Genomic DNA, 20,887 nt, shown 5'->3' with positions numbered 1-20,887 from the left:
GTGCCTTGCATTGCCAAAGTGTTGGCTGGCTTCAGGGAGGCGATCACCCAACATGACTAAAGTTCCATAGCAAAAAACTGTCAATATTACGCCGCAAAAACAGACGACCGGCGTTAGACGTGCCAACTGGCTGTTCTTAAACGATATATAGAAAATGCTAAGCACTTATAGCGCGAAATGTTATTTCAAAGTGTATCGCTAGGGAAACAAACGCCACCTACGCTCCTGCATGTGAATAACCCAGAGAACTTGTCCAGAGAACTACAGCTTGTGCCGACGAGTTACTCAGGGAACTAGATGTATTGATAGTCAATTTCATTTACCGGCAGCGGGTGCGCCGCAAGGGCAACCGGCTTTTCGGTGAGGGAGGACTCAAATGCAAAAGCCGTCGAGCTCACGCTCAGAACTGGCTGACGCGATCTTTCGCCTGCGTCGCAGTTTTTACTCGCTCGGAGCGTTCAGTGGCGTTATCAACGTCATGATGTTGACGCCAGCGGTGTACATGCTGCAGGTCTATGACCGGGCCCTGGTCAGTCGCAACGTCACAACATTGACGATGCTAACCTTGCTGGTGATCGGGCTGTTCCTGCTGATGTCCACGCTGGAAATGGTCCGCACCCGCGTCGTGATCCGGCTCGGCAACTGCCTCGACATGGACCTCAACCGGCGCATCTTCACCGCCGCCTTCGAGCGCAACCTGAACCGCGCCGGAGGCAATCCGGCCCAGGCCCTGCAAGATCTCGCGCAGGTCCGCCAGTTCCTCACCGGCAACGCCCTGTTCGCTTTTTTCGATGCGCCGTGGACGCCGATCTACCTGCTGGTCGCCTACCTGATCCACCCGCTGCTGGGACTGCTCACGCTGATCGGTTCGCTGATCCTGGTGGGCCTGGCCTACCTCACGGAAAAGGCCACGCAGAAGCCGCTGGCCGAAGCCAATCAGGCCTCCCTCTCCTCCGCCACGTACGCCAATAACAACCTGCGCAACGCCGAGGTCATCGAGGCCATGGGCATGCTGCCGTCGATCAGCAAGCGCTGGTACCAAAGCCATTTGCGCATTCTGGAAATGCAGACCCTGGCCTCCGACCGCGCTGCCCTCATCAGCAGCACCGGGCGCTTCGTGCGTATCACCTTGCAGTCACTGATCCTCGGCGCCGGCGCGCTGCTGGCGATCGAAGGCAAGATCACCCCGGGGATGATGATTGCCTGCTCGATCCTCACCGGCCGCGCACTGGGCCCAGTGGAACAGGTCATCGCGTCATGGAAGCAACTGCTCGGCTGCCGTTCGGCCTGGGGCCGGCTCAACGAGATGCTGCAAGACTATCCGCGCCGGCCAGCGAGCATGCCACTGCAGCGTCCGCTGGGCATGTTGGCGGTGGAGAATGTGTATGCCGGTGCCCCCGCTACCAACAACACGATTCTGCGCGGGGTGAGTTTCAGCCTTGTCCCCGGCGAAAGCCTTGGCGTTATCGGCCCGTCCGCCTCGGGCAAATCCACCCTCGCCCGCCTGCTGGTTGGCGTCTGGCCGGCACAGGCCGGCAAGGTGCGCCTGGACGGCGCGGACATATTCACCTGGAACAAGGGCGAGCTTGGCCCCTGGCTCGGCTACCTGCCGCAGGACGTGGAGCTGTTCGAGGGCAGCATCGCCGATAACATTGCGCGCTTTGGCGAAGTGGACAGCGACGCGGTCATTCGCGCCGCCAAGATCACTGGCGTGCACGACATGATCCTGCGTTTTCCGCTGGGGTATGACACCCGCCTGGGCACCGATGGCAGCCCACTGTCCGGTGGTCAAAAACAACGCATCGCCTTGGCCCGCGCGCTGTATGGCGAACCCAACCTGATCGTGCTGGATGAGCCGAACGCCAACCTTGACGACGTCGGCGAAAAGGCCCTGGTCGATGCGCTGGCCGAGCTAAAGGCCCGCGGTGCCACCGTCATTCTGATTTCCCACCGTCCCAACGTACTTTGCGCCGTCGATAAGGTGCTGATGCTGCGTGATGGCGGCGTGCAGATGCTCGGCACGCGCGACGAAGTATTCGCAGCGCTGCGCAAGGCCAGTGTGATGCCTGCAGGCGCGGCGACCCCGCTGGCCTCCGTCAAAGCACGGGAGTGACCGATCATGCAATTGAGCCAACACACCGAGATGATTCAAGCCGATCCCAGGAGCGTGGTAGACCTGGACGTCGGTAAGCCCGCGCGCTGGGGCGTGTGGCTTGTGCTCGCCGGCTTCGGCGGCTTCCTCCTCTGGTCCTGGCTGGCTCCGCTGGATGCCGGCGTGGTAGCGACAGGCACGGTCAAAGTCACCAGCAATCGCAAGGCCGTGCAGCACCTCAGCGGCGGCACCGTGGAGGCCATCCTCGTTCGCGAAGGCGATGTGGTGAAAAAAGGCCAGGAGGTGGTCCGCCTCGATTCGTTGCGTGCCGCTGCCGAACAGGGTGCGGTAGGCGCCCAGTACATCGTCAGCAAGACCGTGGAAAACCGCCTGGAAGCCGAGCGTGACGGCCGCGATGTGGTGGAATTCGACCCTGAGTTGATCAAGCGCTTCAGGGATGACCACCGCCTGGTGGCCGCCATGAATTTGCAACAGCGCCTGCTGGACACCCGGCGCGCCGGTCTTGCGGGTGAAATCAGCATCCTGGAGGAAAACCTGGCGGCGTCGCAGGTACAGCTCAAGGGCCTGCAGCAGGTCTATGGCGCCCGCGCCTCGCAAATCAACTTTCTCAACCAGGAACTGCAAGGCACCCGCGTTCTGGCGGCCGAAGGCTATGTGCCGCGCAACCGCTTGCTTGAGCTGGAACGCAGCAATGCCGACCTGTCTGCCGGCCAGGCCGAGAACCTCAACAACATCGCTCGCGTGCGTAGCCAGACCACCGAAATCAAGCTGCGCATCCTGCAGCGCCAGCACGATTACCTGAAGGAAGTCGAATCGCAGCTGACTGACACCGCCAAGGAAAACACCACCCTGGCTGACCGCTTGCGCGCGCTGGATTATGAAGTGACCCACACGGTGATTCGCTCGCCCATCGATGGCATGGTCCAGTCCCTGAGCATTGCCACGGTCGGAGGAATCATTCAGCCCGGATTCAAGATCATGGAGATCGTTCCGGTCAACGAACCGCTGCAGGTCGACGCGATGATTCCCGTGCAAGCCATCGACAAGATGGTCCCGGGCCTGCCCGTGGACATTGCCTTCCCGGCCTTCAACCATGCCCAGACGCCAAACATTCCCGGCCGCGTGAAAACCATCTCCGCCGACCGCCTGCTCGACGAGGAAAGCAAGCAACCGTTCTATCTGGCTCAGGTGGAAGTCACACCCGACGGCATGAGCCTGCTTGGCAGCAATCATATTCGCCCCGGTATGCCCGCCAGCGTCACCATCAAGACCGGCGAGCGCAATTTGATGAGCTATCTGCTCAAACCGATGCTCGAGCGTGTGGACAGCTCGTTCAAGGAACAATGAAATGGACCGTCATTGCCTATTCTTCTGCCTGCTGGGGCTGTCCCTGCCGACCTGCGCCATGGACCTCAAACAAGCCTGGGATCTGTTGCAGTACCAAGGTCCCGTTTACCGCGCCGCCGTGCATGAAAAAGCGGCCGGCGAGGAAAACCGCGCCATCGGCAAGGCCGGCCTGCTACCGCAGATCAATGCCTCGGCCTACGACAACAAGGTCAATGGCACCCAGCGCCAAAGCGGTATCGAAAGGGATCTGGACTACGACTCCAAGGGTGCCAACGTGCGCCTGCGCCAGCCGCTGTTCAACAAACAGAAGATGGCCGAGTACCGCCAGGGTCAGCAGCGTGCCGACTACAGTGTCGCGGTGTTCGATGCCAAGACCCAGGACGCCGCGGTGCGCCTGGCCGAAAGCTATTTCGACGTGCTCCTGGCAAGCGAAACCATCGTCCTGGCCAAGGCCAAGCTGAGCGCCTTCGATGAGCAACTCGCCTCGGCGAAACGGCGTATGGAGCTGGGGGCCGGCACCGTCACCGACATCGACGAGTCGGTCGCTCGCCGCGACCTCGCCGAGGCCGAACTGATCGAAGCGCAGGACAACCTGGTCAACGCGCGCCGCCAGCTGGAGGAATACATCGGTGAGACTCCCGAATCGTTGACCACCTTGCAGCCGAATTTCGATACACCACCGCTGCTGCCGAGCAACCTGCAGGACTGGCTGGTCAAGGCCCAGGCCGATAGCCCGCTGATCATTGCGCGCCGCTACAGCAGCGACCTCGCCGCAGAAGAAGTCAAGCGCGCCAAGGCCGGTCACTGGCCAACACTGGATTTCGTTGCCGGCTACACCGCAGGCGATAGCCAATCGATCTCCGAGCTGAATCAACGCAACCGCTACGGCTCGATCGGCCTGGAAGTCAATCTCCCGCTGTTCAGCGGCGGAGGCGTCAGCGCGCTGACACGCCAGGCCAGTGCCAATAGCTACAAAGCCCAGGACGAACTCGACGCCACACGGCAGGAGGTCATCTCCGGAACCACCCGTGAGTATCAAGGTGTGCAGAGCGGCGCCAAGCGTATTCGCGCGCTGGAGAAGGCTGTAGCGTCCAACGAACGCTCACTGAGTTCGACACGCAAGGGCTTCAAGGAAGGGGGCACCAGCACCAACTCGGACGTCCTCAACGCCGAAGAGCTGCTCTTCGTTGCGCGCCACGATCTGTTCGAGGCCAAGTTGCGCTACTTGATGTCGCGCCTGCGCCTGGCCTCTTCGGTGGGCAGTCTGGGCGACGACGATATCGACCAGATCAACGACTACCTCGGCCCGGAACTGCTAGTCAGCAACTGACTTTCTCCCGCCCGCCGGTCGAGCCAAATGGCTGGCCGGCGTCCCACCTCGGGGCGAATTACATTCATATTTACCAAAATACGGCTCGCGATCAGGCAATGGGCCGGCGCTCGATTCAACTTTTTCCATTCGCAGCCTCAATAAGGCCCAGATTACCCATACTCCCTTATGGTACGGGCGTCCAAACAAAAGCGCGCGGTGTAACAGGGCCACGACCATTACCATAAATGGGGAACTACACCCACTTTATCGGGGATTTATCACCACATTTGAGGAATATCCCCCACTACCATTCCTGCCATTTTTAACACTCATAACAACCTGTTAATTAAATTGAACTTTTATTTCTCCCTGCGGTAGTGGCTCGTTAGTTGCTCCACCGCTGTTACCCGCACAACTATCGTCCCGGACTTGGAGACGGCGGGGCATCACGCGAGGGGAGAAAAATGAAACGTGCGACGCCACCCTGCAATTCCATTGACTTGCTGCGCAGGTCCAGCCTGCCCTGCGCGATGCTCCTGACCCTGGCCACCGCCGATGCCGCGCCGCTCGACGATGTCAGCCAGCCCCCCCCGACGGACCCGTCGGCGTATACCAATCCTCCTGCCGACCCGCTGGCTGCGGCGGCCGCCCTGGAAGCCTTGAAAACCATGCCGTCGGCCAACCAGGGCGCGATTGCCCTGCCCAACGGCGTATATGGCGACCGCAACACCCCACGTGCCGAGAATGTGCTGCCGCCAAGCCTGCAGACATCGTTCAAGATCCCCACCAACGGCAAGCCCAGCCCGCTGTTCGGGGCCCAGCCCTACACCCAACAATTGCTGTTGTTCGAAGAATTCGGCACGGAAAAACTCGACCCGACGCTGCCCCCGCCGCCGCTGAAATTCCCGGTACCCCTTGCCGGCCCGGCACCGGCCCAGGACCCGGACAGCATCGCTCGTAGCGGCCCGTCGAAGGCGGGACTGGAAGCCTTCATGCGCCAGCCCGGGCTGTTCCCGTTTCCGTCGCAGTACTCCAACGTGCTGGACCGCAACCCGTGGAAAGCACAGATCGAAGCCTTCCTCAACCGCCATCCGGTAGGTTCGCCGGCCGAGGGGCGTCCACCGGGAAAAGGCTGGTCGCACCAGCGTTGGAACGAGTTCTACCCGCAGGTCGCCTTCAAGACCGTGCAAGTGGGCGCGCGGATCAACACCGGCATGCGCGACCGCCGACAATTGCACAACTACGCCGTCGGTGAGTTCGGGCCTGGCGGGCTCTACTACCAGACCTCGGACATCCCGACCACAGCGGGCACGACCAAAGGCATCGACACCCGTTTTCACCCCAGCATGCCGATTCAGAACCACAAGGCGCTATGGACCTTCGATGGCACCTTTCCGGCCAAACTGCTGATGGTGCGTTACGGCCAACCGGTGCTGATGCGTCACTACAACGCCCTGCCGATCGACCCGTCGGCCAATATGGGTTTCGGCCTGCACACCCTCAGTACCCACGAGCACAACGGCCACTCCCCAGCCGAAAGCGATGGCTACACCAATGCGTTTTTCTTTCCGGGGCAGTACTACGACTATCGCTGGCCGCTGCAACTGGCTGGCTACGACACCATCAATACCAAGGCTGAAGACCCGCGCGCGGCGTTCCCTTGCGCACCGGGCGAGACGCTGTTCGTCAACAACGCCAGCCCCGGCCTCAAGACTTGCAACAATGGCTCCATCAAGATCCGTGGCGACTGGCGCGAAACCATGAGCACCCACTGGTTCCACGACCACATGCTCGATTTCACCGCACAGAACGTCTACAAGGGCAACGCGGCGATGATGAACTACTACAGCGCCCTGGACCGTGGCAACGAAGCGCTGCAAGACGGCGTCAACCTGCGCCTGCCCAGCGGTTCGGCGCTGCCGTGGGGCAACCGCGACTATGACGTCAACCTGATGGTGGCCGACAAGGCCTGGGACAAGAACGGTCAACTGTGGTTTAACCCGTTCAACACCGATGGCTTTCTCGGTGATCAGATACTGGTCAACTGGCAGTACCAGCCGCGCCTGAAAGTGCGTGCGCGCAGCTATCGTTTCCGCATTCTCAATGGCTCGGTGTCGCGCTACTTCCGTTTCGCCCTGGTGCGTGAAATCGCCGGCACCGGTGGCGAATTCCCAGGACCTGCAGGTTCCGGCCTGTCTTATACCCGCGTGCCGTTCCACCTGATCGCCAACGACGGCAACCTCATGGAACACGCCGTGCCATTCGACGGCAGCATGGACCTCGATGGCGACGGCGATACACAGGACCACAACGCCATCCTGCCCACCCAGGGCATCGCCGAGCGTTTCGATATCATCGTCAACTTCGCAAAAAACGGGATCAAGACGGGCGACAAGCTGTACTTCGTCAACCTCATGGAGCACCAGAACGGCAAGGGTCCGGAAAGTGTACCGCTGAGCCTGGCCGATGTGCTGTCCGGGAAGTACAAGGCGGTGCTCAAGCTGGGCAGCAAAGGGTTGGAATGGGACATGGGCGACCCGGTGGTGGGCAAGTTCATGCAAATGGTCGTGCAGCCTTATTCCGGCCAGGACGTGAGCATGAACCCGGCCGACTATGAACCCGCCAAACCGGGCAAGCCGATGGGCAAGAAAATGATCCCGCTGACCCTCGACCGTGATAACCCCACCGACCTTGCCAAGCTCCAGGTGGCGCGGCATCGCGAGTTCATTTTCGGCCGTTCCGACGGCACCGACGAAGAACCGTGGACCATCAAGACTGACGGCGGCTTCGGCTACAGCATGGACCCGCGCCGGCTCAGCGCCGCCCCGCAACTGGCCAACGGCCCGACCGATGGCGGCTACAGCGGTGACGGCACCCTGGAAGTGTGGAAAATCAGGAATGGCGGCAACGGCTGGAGCCACCCGGTGCACGTACATTTCGAAGAAGGCATTGTCCTCAACCGCGACGGCAAGGCACCACCGGAATGGGAAAAGTGGGCGCGCAAGGACGTGTATCGCATCGGTGAAGGCATCGACAGTTCGACGGACGTGGAAATAGCCATCCGCTTTCGCGAATTCGCCGGGACCTACATGGAGCACTGCCACAACACCCAGCACGAGGACACCTCGATGTTGCTGCGCTGGGATATCGAGAAGCCTGGGCAATTCCAGTTGATGCCAACGCCCCTGCCCGGCTGGGACGGTGTCACCTATGTGGCTTCCGCGGCGCTGCCGACCTTCCGTACACCGGACAACGGTGACGATGACGATGACGAAAACCAGAAACCGATCGCCAAAGCCGACAGCGCCGTCAGCAACAACGGCCAGGCGCTGATCATACAAGTCCTGGCCAACGACACCGACCCTGACGGTAATGTGCCGCTTAAAGTGGTGGGTCTTGCGCAACCGGACTCCGGCAAGGGCTCGGTCAGCACTGACGGCTTACGTGTGACCTACACACCACCGGCCACAATCGCCGCGCCGTTCACCGCGAGCTTTACCTATCAAGCCAAGGATACCAAGGGCGCGGAGTCGGCTCAGGCGACGGTGACCGTGGCGGTCTCGAAACCGGCAACCCGCTGACGGATGTCAGTAACGGCCACCGTCGTTGGCGCGAGGGCGACGGTGTTCGACCATGAGAACCGTTCGATCATCCTACGAAATAGGTGATCGAACGATTCACCGCGCCACTAACCCCGCACGAACCGCTGCGCCATTACCCGCAACAAACGATCATCCTCCCCCGAGGCGCCAATCACCTGCAGCCCCACCGGCATCCCCCTCACCTGCCCCACCGGCAGGCTGATCGCTGGCAAGCCGGTGAGGTTCCAGGCACTGGTATAACTGAGCACTGCGGCGCGTACATCGATGTCCTGCTCACCGACCCGGACCTCGCGCGCATCGACCGCTGTCGCGGTAATCGGCACGCTGGGCGAGACCAGCAAGTCATAGTTTTCGAACAGGCGCGCCATCGCCGCCTTGAACCGTGCCTGGCCAGCCTGCGCACGGATGTATTGCCAGCCCCTGACTTCACGCGACAATTCGAGGCGCTCGCGCACCTCCTGCTCGAACGCGTGCGGCGCCTCCTGCATGCGCTCGACATGCACCTCGAAGGCCTCGGCGCGTTGCAGCACCAGCAAGGTGTCTTTCATGCCGGACGCCAGCGGCGCAAGTTCGGCAGTCTCCTGCAACGCCTCGCCAAACAGTTGCTGCGCCGCCTGGTACACCTGCCGATCCAGCTCGGCGTCGACCGGGCCGAAGCTGCCGGAGGTGATCCAGCCAACCCGCAAGGGACGAGGCTCGGCATCAGGCGCACAGGCTCGCCCCGCCACCACCTCGAACAACAGGCGCGCATCCTCGACGTGGTTGGCGATCGGGCCCACGTGGTCGAGGCTCGACGCCAGCGGGAACACCCCCTGCAGCGGCACGCTGGCAAACGATGGCTTGAAACCAACCGTGCCGCACAACGCTGCCGGAATACGGATCGAGCCGCCGGTGTCGGTGCCCAGTGCCAGCGGCACCATGCCGCTGGCCACTGCCGCGGCGCTGCCGGCACTGGAGCCGCCCGTGATGCAGCTGGCGTCCCATGGGTTGCGTGCCGCGCCTTGTAACGAGCGGTCACCGGTCGGGCCGTAGGCGAACTCGTGGGTCAACGTCTTGCCGACAATCACCGCGCCCGCCTCGCGCAGGCGTTGCACGCACAGCGCGTCAAAGCTCGGCTTGAAACCTGCGAAATGCGCCGAACCGTAGGTGGTGACGTAGTCGAAGGTGTCGATGTTGTCTTTGACTGCCACCGGTATGCCGTGCAGCGGGCCCAGGTCCAGGCCTTGGGCAAACAGCTCGTCGGCTTTGCGCGCCTGGGCCAGCGCCACCGGTGCATCGACCTGAACGAAGGCGTTCAGGGTCGGATTCAGGCGCTCGATGCTGTCCAGGGCGGCTTGAGTCAGCTCGACGCAAGTCAAGCTGCCCGCGCGCAGCCCCTCGGCCAGCGCGATGACCGATTGACCGAAAAAATATCCAACGTGATCAGGCTTCACCAGGCTCATGCAAACAACTCCATCAAACGGCTGCGGGTATAGGGGATGAAGCAACTTGCCGACCGCCAGGACGCACCATCAGCATCGCGCTCATGCCGACTGCAGTGGCCACCGCCGCCGCCACGAACATCGACGAGTAGCCGTAGCGCAAGGTCAGGTAGCCGGTCAGCATGGGTGCGATGAACGAGGCGGTGTTGGCGATGAAATGGGTCATGCCGCTGTAGGCGCCGACCCGGTTGGAGGGCGCGGTGTCGATCACCACCGCCCAGTAGACCGAGTTGGGCAGCGCGTTGAGGGCATTGGCCAGGGTCATCAGGGCAATCACGCCCCACACGGTCTGGGCCTGCGAGACCAGGATGAAGCACAGCGTGGTCAACAGCAGGCTGGTCGCGGCCAGCCAGCTGCGCGCCACCTTGAGGTTGCCGGTGCGGCGCAGCAGCAGGTCGGAGATCTTGCCGCCCAGCAGCACGGTGAAACAGGCGCCAGTCCACGGAATCATGCCCATGTACCACAGCGACGACAGGTTGTAGTGGAACTCGTCCTGCAGGTATTTGGGGGTCCAGGTCAGCAGCAGGAACGTCACGTACACGAACGAGAAGTAACCGACCGCGTTGAGGAGCAGGTCCTTGTTCTTGAAGAAATGCCAGACCGGCGCAACGCTGTCGGTCGGCGTCGAGGCATTGACTGCCGCGGCGCGCTCCTGGCGCAGGAAGTCGCGCTCGGCCTTGGACACCCGCGGGTTCTCGTCGGGAGTGTTGGTGAAGCGCGTCATGAAGAAGATCAACAGCGCCAGGCTGATCACACCCAGCACCACGAACATGCTGCGCCAGTCGCCGGTCAGGGTTTGCAAGCCTACCGCCACTGGAGCGGTCAGCAGCGCGCCCAGCGGTGTGCTGAGCAACCCCACCGAGACCACGAAGCCGCGCTCCTTGGGCGTGGCCCAGTTGGCCACGCTCTTGTTGATCACCGAGTAGGCCGGGCCTTCGGCAAAGCCGAACAGCACGCGGATAGTGGCGAAGCCGGCCATGGCCGAGCCGCCCATAAAGGCCAGCCCCAGGTCGCCGGCAAACGCGGTGGCGATCTCGAAAATCGACCAGGTGGCACCGGCAATCAACCAGATGCGCTTGGCACCAAAGTGGTCGGCCAGGATGCCGCCGATCAACGCCCCGAGGATGTAGCCGTAACCGAAGTAACCCAGGACCTTGCCCCAGTCGGCCTTGTCGAAGCCGTACTCGGGAAGAATGCTCGCCGAGGCGTAGGCAATCGCACCGCGGTCAATGTAGTTGAGCAGTGCCATCAGCATGATCAAAAAGAAAATCTGGTAGCGGAAAGACGGAATAGCTGCGCTGTTCATAGGGATCTGACTCGTCAAAATGATGGCAGAAGTCAAAAAGTCGGCCGCGTCCGGCGTATTTTTATTGTGTTACCCAAACGTTTGGGTTGGCGAAATGTAGTCAGGGGAAAGTTTTTAGTCAATCGTTTGGGTAAAGCTTTTTTTCCGGGGGCGACGCAGCGATTGAGGTAGAATCGCGCGCCTGAATAATGGACGGTTGGAAGCCTCTCAGACATGCCGAATCAATCTCGCCCCGCCACCCTGAAGTCCATGGCGACTGCACTCGGGTTGCACGTTTCCACGGTGTCACGGGTGCTCAATGGCGACCCGACCGGGGTTGAGCGAGCGGCGTCGGCCGAGGTAATTGAGCGCATCCGCGCGCTGGCCAAAGAGCTGGATTATCGACCGAACACGCAGGCATCCAACCTGAAATTGCGTAAAAGCCAGGAGATCTGCGTGCTCATGCCGCGCCTCACCGACCTGGTGATGGCGACCATTTACGACAGCATCGACAGCGCCGCCGAGCAGGCCGGCTACCTCACCTTCGTCTCCAATACCGACGACCAGCAGCCGCGCCAGATGGCCCGTGCCGAGCACGCCTTGCGCCGCTCGGTGGCCGGGCTGATCGTGGGTGACTCGCACGTGGGAGAAACCCAGCCGCTGCTCGACTTGCTCGCGCGCAAACAGATCCCCTACGTGCTGGTCAGCCGGCAGATTGCCGGGCACGTGTCGGCGGCCAGCGACGACGAATTGGGTGGCTGGCTGGCGGCCGAACACCTGTATCGGCTGGGCTGTCGCGATGTGGCGATCCTGGCTGGCGAACGGCATGCGTCCACCGGCGCTGACCGTACCCGCGGGTTCATCCGTTACTACCGCGAGCAAGGCCTCACCCTGCGCCCCGAGTGGATCCTCAATGGTCCTTTTGACAGCCACACCGGACACCAGCAGGGCGAATACCTGCTGGGGCTCAACCCGCGCCCGCAAGGGTTTTTCGCGGTCAACGACTTCCTCGCCATCGGCCTGATGGGTGCCGCGCGCGACAAGGGGCTGCAGGTAGGCAAGGACATTGCCGTGGTCGGCTACAACGACATCCCGCTGGCCAACGAACTAATCGTGCCGCTGACCAGCGTGCGCTTGCCGCTGGCACAGATGGGCCGGCATGCGGTGGAGTTGCTGCTCAAGCGCATTAACGGCGAGAGCGCCGAGTCCATCATCGTGACTCCGCAGTTGCAGGTGCGGGCGAGTTCATCGTTGATGCGTAGGGCTGACTGAGGGGCGGTTTTACAACCGCAAAAGATCTTCTATTCAGCCCGCTCAATCCGATCCGGCGCCCGGTTCACCGCCAGCTCCCCCAACAGGATGACTTGCGTAATACCCAGCTGGGTATTGCGCAAGTCCCCTGCGTGCGATCCGCCAGCACTGCCAATGCAAACCGGACAACCCTCGCTGCGAACGCTTTCGCCTCCCCATGGCCCGCCCCTGTCATCGATTGCTAACTCCCTGACGCCCAATGAGAAGCAGACAACCTGCTTGTCGCGATACTGGTTTGCTCATCGAACAGTGTCGCGACACGTCTAGACCGATGCCTTTGCGCCCTGATGGGGACTATCGGTTGCATCTCAAAAAAACAATCAGAGAGAGCGCAGAATGAAGTTCAGTTTTATCGATAACAGCAAGCCAACCCGACGGCGCGTTCTACGCGATGCTTTCACCCTGGCTTTGGCCGCCTCCCCCTTGGTCAGCTTCGCCAGGGCAGCCGAGGAAAACGCCGAGGAAGTGACCTTTGCGGCGGGCCCACGGCCACTGGTGCAATACCCGCAAAAACGCCCGCTGACCCTGGTGACCACTCGCCCACCGCACCTGGAGACGCCCTTTGCGGTCTTCAACGAAGGGCCAATCACGCCCAATGACGCCTTTTTCGTGCGTTACCACCTGGCCAATTTCCCGACCAGCATCGATCCGGACAGCTACCGGCTGACCGTCAAGGGTGCGGTCGACACCGCGTTGTCACTGTCCCTTGCAGAGCTCAAGGCGCTGGCGCAGCCGGTCGAAGTGGTGGCCGTCAATCAGTGCTCGGGCAATAGCCGCGGCTTCTCGATGCCGCGCGTGTTCGGCGCGCAGTTGGGCAACGGCTCGATGGGCAATGCACGCTGGCTGGGGGTACCGCTCAAGGCCGTACTGGAAAAGGCCGGGGTGAAAGCCAACGCCAGGCAAGTGACATTCCGTGGCCTCGACAAACCTGTGCTGCCCAGTACGCCGGAGTTCATCAAGGCGCTGGACATCAGCCATGCCATGGACGGTGAGCCCATGATCGCGTGGTCTATGAATGGCACCGACCTGCCCTTCCTCAATGGTTATCCGATACGCCTGGTAGTCCCCGGATATTTCGGCACGTATTGGGTCAAGCACCTGAGCGAGATCGAAGTCGTCGACCATGAGTACGACGGTTTCTTCATGGCTAAAGGTTACCGCGTGCCGGATAACGATTGTTTCTGCATAGCCCCCGGCACCACGCCGGCAAAAACCCAACCGATTTCCAAGTTGCCGGTACGCAGCTTTATCACCAGCGTTAAAGCGGGTGATGTGTTGCCGTTGAAAAAAAGCGTAGAGCTCAAGGGCATCGCGTTCGACGGCGGTGCCGGGGTCAACAAGGTAGAAATATCCATCGACGGTGGAAAGCTCTGGCGTGAAGCCACGCTAGGGCAGGACCTTGGCCGTTTCTCCTTCCGTGAGTGGACGCTGGCGATCACCTTTACCCACAAAGGCGCTACACAGTTGATGGTGCGAGCCACCCACAGCGCGGGCGAGACACAACCGCTGCAAGCCGACTGGAACCCTGCCGGCTACCGCCGCCACGTCGTCGAAACCAGCCACGTGACCGTCGCCTGAGGAGAGCCCCATGAAACCCATCAAATTCATGACCCGCTGGCTGTGCGCGATGCAACTTTGCCTGGCCGGGATGGCCAGCGCAGCACCATTGTCGATCACCCTGCCGCCCGAAACGGCTGCGTTCAAACCCAGTGCGCTGCCTGGCTATCCATTGGCCCAGCAGAAATGTTCCATCTGCCATTCAGCCGACTACATCAGCTTCCAGCCTCCGGGCATGAGCCTGGCGCAGTGGACGGCAGAAGCCGGCAAGATGCAGCACGTATACGGCGCTCCGATCAGCGATCAGGACGTGACCATCATCGGCGCCTACCTGGCGGCGACCTACGGCAGTGCCCGGGCGATCGATGCCGATGTGCAGGCCGCCTCGTATCCGTCGACAGGCCAATCCACGGCAGCACCTGTGGCAAAAGCCGACGCCACGGCCTTGCTGCAGAACAACGCTTGCCTGTCCTGCCACGCGATCGATCACAAGGTCGTCGGGCCGGCCTATCACGATGTGGCTGCCAGGTACGCCAACGACCCGCAGGCACTGGTGAAGGTTATGTCCAGCATTGCGCACGGTGGTAGCGGCAAATGGGGGGATGTTCCAATGCCGCCTTTCGCGCAGTTGAGCCCGGATGATCTGCACAGCCTGGCGACGTTCATCCTGCGCCAGTGATGGATTCGTTTGATCATGCAGGGCCTGGCCCTGCATACCAGCACAGGCCTCAATCAGAACAGGTCGTCATTCTCATCCAGAGGCGATGACTGACGCGCGCATTCGCGCAACCAGTTCATGAACACCTGCAATCGCTTGGGCACCGTCCCCAGCGGTGGGTGGACCAGATAATAATCGTAGTGGCCTGAACGACTGAATCCGGCGAGGGGCAGCACCAGCTCACCGCTGTCCACTCGCTTCTGCACCAGTTGCTGACGGCCAATCGCAATGCCGACGTGGTTCATGGCTGCGGTCACGCTCAAATCAGAACGATCGAAGGTCAGGCTACGTTAGGGAAGCGCGGCGAGCATGTCGTGTTGCTCTGCCCAAAGCGTCCACTCTGCATCGTAGGCGGCATGATCCCAGGCCAGGGAGTCATGCAATGTTGTGCAGTGCCTCAAGTTCTCCGGATTCTCCTCCAGACGATGGCGTCGCGCATAGTCAGGACTGCACACCGGGGCCATCTGTTCTCGCATCAGCCGGTGGCTCACCAGCCCGGGAAACTCGCCATTGGCGTAGTACAGGGCCAGGTCGATCTTGCGGGTGCGAAAGTCGACATTGTCATTGCCGACCCGCAGGTCCAGTGCCACCCAGGGGTAACGTTCGACAAAGTCCGCCAGCCTGGGAACCAGCCAGCATTGGGCGATGGAAGGCCTTGCATAGACCGCGAGGGAGCCGGCCACTTCAGCTTGTGACGATTGCTCGAGTGCCTCGGACAATTCGCCCATCGCATTCTGCAGAATCTCGAAGATCCGTTCGCCTTCATCGGTCAGGGTGACCTGCCGGGTCAGGCGCTGGAACAGCTTCATGTCCAACGCTGTTTCCAGCCGACTTATGCGGTGGCTGACGGCGCTGGCGGTCAGGCACAATTCCAGCGCCGCACGGGCAAAGCTCAGATGCCGAGCGGCCACCAGAAAGGTATGAAGGTTCGCGAACTGGCTGCTGTTGAGCCTGGAACTGATACGCGGAGGAAGGTTGAGCACGACAGTTTTTCCCTCAGGCCTCCAGGATGTAGCAGGCCGGTTATCTTGCCACATACGGTTTTGCGCTTGAATCAGCGATAGCCTGTCGTGCCCAAGCCGCTCAGGTCGATTTCAACCCTGGGCGAGCAATTGACGGCCCTTGGCCAGGTAAGCGTCCATCTCGTCGCCAGGTACCATGTTGCCGCCTGTCGCCCAGACCAGATGGGTCGCTCGCGCCATAGCCTGGTTGTCCAGGCCCGCACGCGCCAGGTAGCCTTGCTGATCGGCAAGGACCCGGGCAATACCGGGCACACCGGCGAGCGCGGATGGCTCAAGGCGCACCCCTTCGCTGTGTTCCATCAATGCCAGCAAGCTGTACATCTCCTCGTCGCTGACGGTGTAGAAACCACCGAGCAAGCGCTGCATGGCCTTGCCGACAAAACCGGAAGCGCGACCGACCGCCAGGCCGTCCGCAGCCGTCACGTTATCGATGCCGAAGTCTTGCACGCTCACTTCGTCGTGTAGCCCGGTATAGACCCCCAGCATCATGCAGGGCGAGTGAGTGGGCTCGGCGAAGATGCAGTGCACCGCATCACCGAAGGCCAGCTTCAGGCCGAAGGCCACGCCGCCAGGTGCGCCACCCACGCCACAGGGCAGATAAACGAACAACGGGTGTTGCGCATCCACGTTGATGTTGGCCGCCGCCAATTGCCCTTTCAGGCGCTCGGCGGCCACCGAGTAACCGAGGAACAGGTTGACCGAGTTTTCATCGTCGACAAAATGGCAGGCCGGATCGGACTCCGCTTGTTGGCGCCCTTGGGCAACGGCCACGCTGTAATCGGAGGCGTACTCGACCACGGTAACGCCGTGGGAGCGCAACTTGTCTTTCTTCCATTGCCGCGCATCCGCCGACATGTGCACGGTCACCTGGAAGCCCAGTGCGGCACCCATGATGCCGATGGACATACCGAGGTTGCCGGTCGAGCCAACGGCGATTTTGTACTGGCCAAAAAAGGCCCGCGCCTTATCGCTGTCGAGTACTGCGTAGTCGTCGTCAAGCGTCAGCAGGTTGGCGGCCAACGCCAGGTCTTCGGCGTGCTTGAGCACTTCATAGATACCGCCACGGGCCTTGATGGAGCCGGAAATCGGCAGATGGCTGTCGCGCTTGAGCCACAGTGCTCCTGGTAATGCCTGAGCGTAGCGCTCGCCGAGCAATCGCTGCAGTTGAGGCACGGGCAGAATGTCCGATTCGATAATGCCGCCACTGCATTCCGTTTCCGGAAACGCACGCCGCAGATAGGAAGCAAAACGCGTCAGTCGCGCGCTGGCATCGGCGACGTCTGCGGCCGTCAACCCCACATCGCCAAGCGCTTGCACAACCGGCACCACGCCAGGGTTGAACCAGGTGGTTTCTTGCAGCGCGACCAGGTCGCGAATCAAAGGATGACTGGCATACCAGTTTTCAAGTGTCTTGCCCAAAATCATGGCGGGATCCTTTCAAACAATCAGACTGAAATATTAAACAAACTGTGCCAGCACCAGGGTCAGCCCCAGCGCGATCAATGAAGCCAGTACCGTGGCCGAGGTGAACTTCTTCAACGCTTCGGCGAGCGACACACCCAGGTACTCCTTGACCACCCAGAAGGCCGAGTCCGTGACGTGGGTCCAGCCAATGGCGCCGGCACCGATGGCAATGCAGATGATTTCCTTGCTGACGTTGGGATGCGCGCCCAGCATCGGCATTACCATGCCCGCGGCGCTGATCATTGCCACCGTCGCCGAACCCACGGCGAAGTGCATCAAGCCTGCCACCAACCACGCCAGGACGATGGGATTCATGTTCAATTGGGTCAGGGAACCGGACAGTGCGTTACCCACGCCGCTGTCGACCAGGATGCCGTTGAAGGCCCCTCCGGCACCGATGATCAGCAGAATGCTGGCCAGTGGCGGAAAGCTCTTCTGCGTGTGCGCGAGCAAGTCAGGCATGGTCAAGCCGCGGCGCAGACCCAGAGCCCAGTAAGCGAAGAGCACGGCAATGGACAGTGCGATCAGCGGCGTGCCCAGGAACGCAACGATGCTCAATAGCCCGGAGTCATGGGGCAGTCCGGCGGCAAAGCTTTTCCCGACCATCAGCACCAGTGGCAACAGGATGGTCAGCAGCGTCACGCCCAGGCCCGGCAGGTCCCGGGTCGCGCTGTCGACGCAGTGTTCTTCCAGAAACGCTTGCTGAGTGTCAGGCGCGTCACTCTTGCAGACCAGCTTGATCCACAGCGGCCCGGCAATGATCGCAGTCGGCAGCGCGACAATCAGGCCATACATGATGACCTTGCCGACATCGGCACCGAGCATGCCGGTGATCGCCATGGCGGCAGGGTGCGGCGGCAACATGCAGTGCACAGCCATCAGCGACACGGCCAGGGGCACGCCCAGGTACAAGAGATTGATCCGGGTCTCTTTGGCGACCACATAGATCAGCGGAATCAGCAGAACGAAGCCCACCTCGAAGAACACCGGTATGCCCGCGATAAACCCTACGAGCATCATGGCCCATGAAGCACGCTCTTTACCCAGGGCACTCAACAGCGTTTGGGCGATGCGCTCGGCACCACCGGATTCTTCAAGCATCTTGCCGAGTATGCCGCCAAGGCCAATGATGGTTGCGAGGAACCCGAGCGTGCCACCGACACCTTTCTCATAGGAAGCGGCCATCTGGGCCAGGGGCATGCCGGAACCGATGCCCACCACGAAGCTCGCGGCGGTCAAGGCCAGAAATGCGTGTACACGCACTTTGACGATCAGAAAGACAATCAGAATGATGGCGCAAAACAGCACCAGCAATAGGGTGGGACCACTGTGCATACAATCTCCGGAAAGCGCTTTTATTGTTGAAATCAGTGATCTGGATCACTCAGCTTTCCGGCATTAGAGAACGCGACAAGGGGGGCTGACAAAGGATGGATCTTCAAGGGATGGATGACATGGGATCATCTATGCAGAACGTATGGTTCAGACGTGTGGATCGCCCGATGCCTTGCTCGGCACTGCATATTGCGGCTTGAGATGACCGTCCTGATCGAGTAGCCAGGCGTCCATGATCTGCCGCACCACGGGACCGGCGACACGGCCACCGGCTTCGCCGTTTTCGATCATCACCGAAATCACGATCTGCGGATGTTCGGCCGGGGCGAAACCGACGAACAAGGCATTGTCGCGATTGCGCTCGCGGGTTTTCTCGCGGTTGTAACGCTCGCCCTGCTTGATTGCCACCACTTGCGCGGTGCCGCTCTTGCCGGCGATTCGGTACTGCGCCCCCGCTGCCGCGGCCCGGGCGATCCCGCGGGCATCGTGCATGACCATCTGCATGCCGTGGTTGACCTGCTCCCAGTCGCGTGGGTCCTTGAGCAGGATGTTGGGCATCGGATGCTCGTCCACCGGCGCGACCCCGTCCACGGTCCTGGCCAGGTGCGGTCGATTCCACACGCCCTTGTTGGCAATCAGCGCCGTGGCCTGGGCCAGTTGCAGCGGCGTGACCTGCATATAGCCCTGACCGATGCCAAGGATCACGGTTTCGCCGGGGAACCATGGCTGACGACGCGTGGCGCGCTTCCAGGCCTGGGAGGGCATCAACCCGGCGGACTCTTCGAACATGTCCAGCGAGACCTTTTCCCCTAGACCGAACATTGCCATGTAGTCATGCAGGCGATCGATGCCCAGCTTGTGCGCGAGGTCGTAGAAGTAGGTGTCGTTGGAACGCATGATCGCCGCGTCCATGTCCACCCAACCGTCACCGCTGTGGTTCCAGTTGCGGTACTTGTGATCAAAATCCGGGAGTTGGTAATAGCCCGGATCGAAGACCCGGGTCTGCGGTGTAACGATGCCGGCGTCGAGCCCGGCAATCGCGACTTCCGGCTTGATGGTCGAGCCCGGCGCGTACAGCCCGCGCAGCACACGGTTGAACAGTGGTCGGTCAATGGAATCGCGCAGCGTCGAATATTCCTTGGAGCTGATTCCCGTGACGAACAGGTTCGGATCAAAACTCGGGTTGCTGACCATGGCCAGCACTTCACCGGTCGACGGATCAAGTGCGACCACCGAGCCACGACGATCGCCCAGGGCATGCTCGGCGGCCTCCTGCAGCTTGATGTCCAGGCTCAGGACGATGTTTTCACCGGGCACCGGATCCGTGTGCTTGAGTACGCGCAGCACGCGGCCCTGGGCATTGGTTTCGACTTCCTCGTAACCGACATGGCCGTGCAGTTGCGACTCGTAGAATTTTTCGATCCCGGTCTTGCCGATGGACTGGGTGCCTCGATACTCCACCGTATCCAGCATCTTGGACTCTTTCTCGTTGATCCGTCCGACGTAGCCGACTGAATGAGCGAAGTGTTCGCCCAACGGATAATGGCGCACGAACTGCGGCTCGACGTCGATGCCCGGCAAGCGGAACTCATTGACCGCCAGTATCGCGATCTGCTCCTCGCTCAGTTCATAGAACAACGTCACCGGCACGAACGGATGCCGCGCCTGTTTCATCGCCTTGTCGAACACCGTGCGGTCTTCAGCCGGCAGATGCAACAGGCTCACCACTTCGTCCAGCTCTTGATTGACATCGGAGGCGCGTTCGCGAGTGATCGTCAGGTTGTAGCTGGGCCGGTTGTCCGCCAGGACCACGCCATTGCGGTCATAGATCAAGCCTCGGGTCGGCGTGATCGGCAGCACGTGTACACGGTTGTTTTCGGAAATCGTGGAGTGATAGTCGAATTCCACCACCTGCAGGACGTACAGGCGCACCACCAGTGCACAGGTAATGGCGCCTACGAACAAAGCGCAGGCCATCAGTCGCTTGTTGACCAGGCGTGTCTCTTTTTCGTGGTCTTTGATCGGAATCGGCTGGGGCATTTGTGTGGCAACTCTTTGAAAATAGCACCGATCCCTGGGTTTGAAACGGTCCGTTAAAAACGAGCTACACCATACCAAAACGGCTGAATCACCTTCGTGTCATTTTCTTTATGTAGGAGCAAGCTTGCTTGCGAAGGCGGACTGTCTGACACCGCGATTGTGGATGTGCCTGCAGGGGCCAGAAAGACAAAACCCCTACCTGCGCACGCAGATAGGGGTTTTGGAATTTAATCTTGACGATGACCTACTCTCACATGGGGAAACCCCACACTACCATCGGCGATGCATCGTTTCACTTCT

The 20,887-nt window shown here is 61.1% G+C and carries 12 protein-coding genes and 1 pseudogene; 7 read left to right on the top strand and 6 right to left on the bottom strand.

All coding sequences use genetic code 11. The features are described 5' to 3' along the window. The first annotated feature begins 376 nt into the window (after positions 1-376). The 4 genes from ACIO0C_RS03920 (at position 377) to ACIO0C_RS03905 (ending at position 8,353) form a co-directional block, all read left to right on the top strand. Positions 377-2,113, top strand: a complete 1,737-nt coding sequence (locus ACIO0C_RS03920) for a type I secretion system permease/ATPase (RefSeq protein ID WP_401308095.1) — start codon at positions 377-379, stop codon at positions 2,111-2,113. A 6-nt stretch (positions 2,114-2,119) separates the two neighbouring features. After that, positions 2,120-3,460 (top strand): HlyD family type I secretion periplasmic adaptor subunit, encoded by a 1,341-nt coding sequence (locus ACIO0C_RS03915; protein WP_401308092.1) that lies wholly within the window; start codon positions 2,120-2,122, stop codon positions 3,458-3,460. A gap of 1 nt (position 3,461) precedes the next feature. After that, on the top strand, positions 3,462-4,790 hold the full coding sequence (locus tag ACIO0C_RS03910; protein ID WP_401308089.1) for a TolC family outer membrane protein: 1,329 nt from the start codon (positions 3,462-3,464) through the stop codon (positions 4,788-4,790). Positions 4,791-5,236: 446 nt separating this feature from the next. Continuing rightward, entirely contained in the window at positions 5,237-8,353 is a 3,117-nt protein-coding gene (locus tag ACIO0C_RS03905; RefSeq protein ID WP_401308086.1) for an Ig-like domain-containing protein, read from the top strand. Between the two features lie 107 nt (positions 8,354-8,460). Here the strand turns inward: ACIO0C_RS03905 and ACIO0C_RS03900 are convergent, their stop codons facing one another. Together ACIO0C_RS03900 and ACIO0C_RS03895 are read right to left on the bottom strand one after the other, a co-directional pair. Further along, positions 8,461-9,816: an amidase gene (locus tag ACIO0C_RS03900; RefSeq protein WP_401308083.1), complete on the bottom strand. Its 1,356-nt coding sequence runs from the start codon at positions 9,814-9,816 to the stop codon at positions 8,461-8,463. A 13-nt stretch (positions 9,817-9,829) separates the two neighbouring features. Next, positions 9,830-11,161: an MFS transporter gene (locus ACIO0C_RS03895; RefSeq protein ID WP_401308080.1), complete on the bottom strand. Its 1,332-nt coding sequence runs from the start codon at positions 11,159-11,161 to the stop codon at positions 9,830-9,832. Positions 11,162-11,374: 213 nt separating this feature from the next. On the opposite strand from ACIO0C_RS03895, the gene ACIO0C_RS03890 reads away from it, so the two are divergent. The 3 genes from ACIO0C_RS03890 to ACIO0C_RS03880 all read left to right on the top strand — a co-directional run bounded on the left by ACIO0C_RS03890 (position 11,375) and on the right by ACIO0C_RS03880 (position 14,687). Further along, the gene (locus ACIO0C_RS03890) at positions 11,375-12,412 is read left to right on the top strand and encodes a LacI family DNA-binding transcriptional regulator (RefSeq protein WP_401308077.1); all 1,038 of its coding nucleotides are present in this window, start codon (positions 11,375-11,377) and stop codon (positions 12,410-12,412) included. Positions 12,413-12,787: 375 nt separating this feature from the next. Further along, positions 12,788-14,029, top strand: a complete 1,242-nt coding sequence (locus tag ACIO0C_RS03885; protein WP_401308075.1) for a molybdopterin-dependent oxidoreductase — start codon at positions 12,788-12,790, stop codon at positions 14,027-14,029. Between the two features lie 10 nt (positions 14,030-14,039). After that, positions 14,040-14,687, top strand: a complete 648-nt coding sequence (locus tag ACIO0C_RS03880; protein ID WP_401308072.1) for a c-type cytochrome — start codon at positions 14,040-14,042, stop codon at positions 14,685-14,687. Positions 14,688-14,740: 53 nt separating this feature from the next. Here ACIO0C_RS03880 and dsdC read toward each other — a convergent pair. The 4 genes and pseudogenes from dsdC to mrdA all read right to left on the bottom strand — a co-directional run bounded on the left by dsdC (position 14,741) and on the right by mrdA (position 20,587). Beyond that, positions 14,741-15,709: pseudogene (gene dsdC, locus ACIO0C_RS03875) on the bottom strand (DNA-binding transcriptional regulator DsdC). 111 nt (positions 15,710-15,820) lie between these two features. Then, on the bottom strand, positions 15,821-17,173 hold the full coding sequence (dsdA, locus tag ACIO0C_RS03870; protein ID WP_401308069.1) for a D-serine ammonia-lyase: 1,353 nt from the start codon (positions 17,171-17,173) through the stop codon (positions 15,821-15,823). Between the two features lie 33 nt (positions 17,174-17,206). Next, the gene (locus ACIO0C_RS03865) at positions 17,207-18,547 is read right to left on the bottom strand and encodes a gluconate:H+ symporter (protein ID WP_401308066.1); all 1,341 of its coding nucleotides are present in this window, start codon (positions 18,545-18,547) and stop codon (positions 17,207-17,209) included. 147 nt (positions 18,548-18,694) lie between these two features. Next, on the bottom strand, positions 18,695-20,587 hold the full coding sequence (mrdA, locus tag ACIO0C_RS03860) for a penicillin-binding protein 2 (protein ID WP_401308064.1): 1,893 nt from the start codon (positions 20,585-20,587) through the stop codon (positions 18,695-18,697). Between the last annotated feature and the right edge of the window lie 300 nt (positions 20,588-20,887).

The organism is Pseudomonas sp. NPDC087336, assembly GCF_044744285.1.
Taxonomy (GTDB): domain Bacteria; phylum Pseudomonadota; class Gammaproteobacteria; order Pseudomonadales; family Pseudomonadaceae; genus Aquipseudomonas.
The sequence above is the reverse complement of the archived record's forward strand: the minus strand, read 5'-3'. Positions and strand labels throughout refer to the sequence as shown.

Excerpts from the sequence above, each read along its gene's own strand:
- ACIO0C_RS03920 (WP_401308095.1), top strand. The coding sequence starts at position 377 with ATGCAAAAGCCGTCGAGCTCACGCTCAGAACTGGCTGACGCGATCTTT.
- ACIO0C_RS03915 (WP_401308092.1), top strand. The coding sequence starts at position 2,120 with ATGCAATTGAGCCAACACACCGAGATGATTCAAGCCGATCCCAGGAGC.
- ACIO0C_RS03910 (WP_401308089.1), top strand. The coding sequence starts at position 3,462 with ATGGACCGTCATTGCCTATTCTTCTGCCTGCTGGGGCTGTCCCTGCCG.
- ACIO0C_RS03905 (WP_401308086.1), top strand. The coding sequence starts at position 5,237 with ATGAAACGTGCGACGCCACCCTGCAATTCCATTGACTTGCTGCGCAGG.
- ACIO0C_RS03900 (WP_401308083.1), bottom strand. The coding sequence starts at position 9,816 with ATGAGCCTGGTGAAGCCTGATCACGTTGGATATTTTTTCGGTCAATCG.
- ACIO0C_RS03895 (WP_401308080.1), bottom strand. The coding sequence starts at position 11,161 with ATGAACAGCGCAGCTATTCCGTCTTTCCGCTACCAGATTTTCTTTTTG.
- ACIO0C_RS03890 (WP_401308077.1), top strand. The coding sequence starts at position 11,375 with ATGCCGAATCAATCTCGCCCCGCCACCCTGAAGTCCATGGCGACTGCA.
- ACIO0C_RS03885 (WP_401308075.1), top strand. The coding sequence starts at position 12,788 with ATGAAGTTCAGTTTTATCGATAACAGCAAGCCAACCCGACGGCGCGTT.
- ACIO0C_RS03880 (WP_401308072.1), top strand. The coding sequence starts at position 14,040 with ATGAAACCCATCAAATTCATGACCCGCTGGCTGTGCGCGATGCAACTT.
- dsdA (WP_401308069.1), bottom strand. The coding sequence starts at position 17,173 with ATGATTTTGGGCAAGACACTTGAAAACTGGTATGCCAGTCATCCTTTG.
- ACIO0C_RS03865 (WP_401308066.1), bottom strand. The coding sequence starts at position 18,547 with ATGCACAGTGGTCCCACCCTATTGCTGGTGCTGTTTTGCGCCATCATT.
- mrdA (WP_401308064.1), bottom strand. The coding sequence starts at position 20,587 with ATGCCCCAGCCGATTCCGATCAAAGACCACGAAAAAGAGACACGCCTG.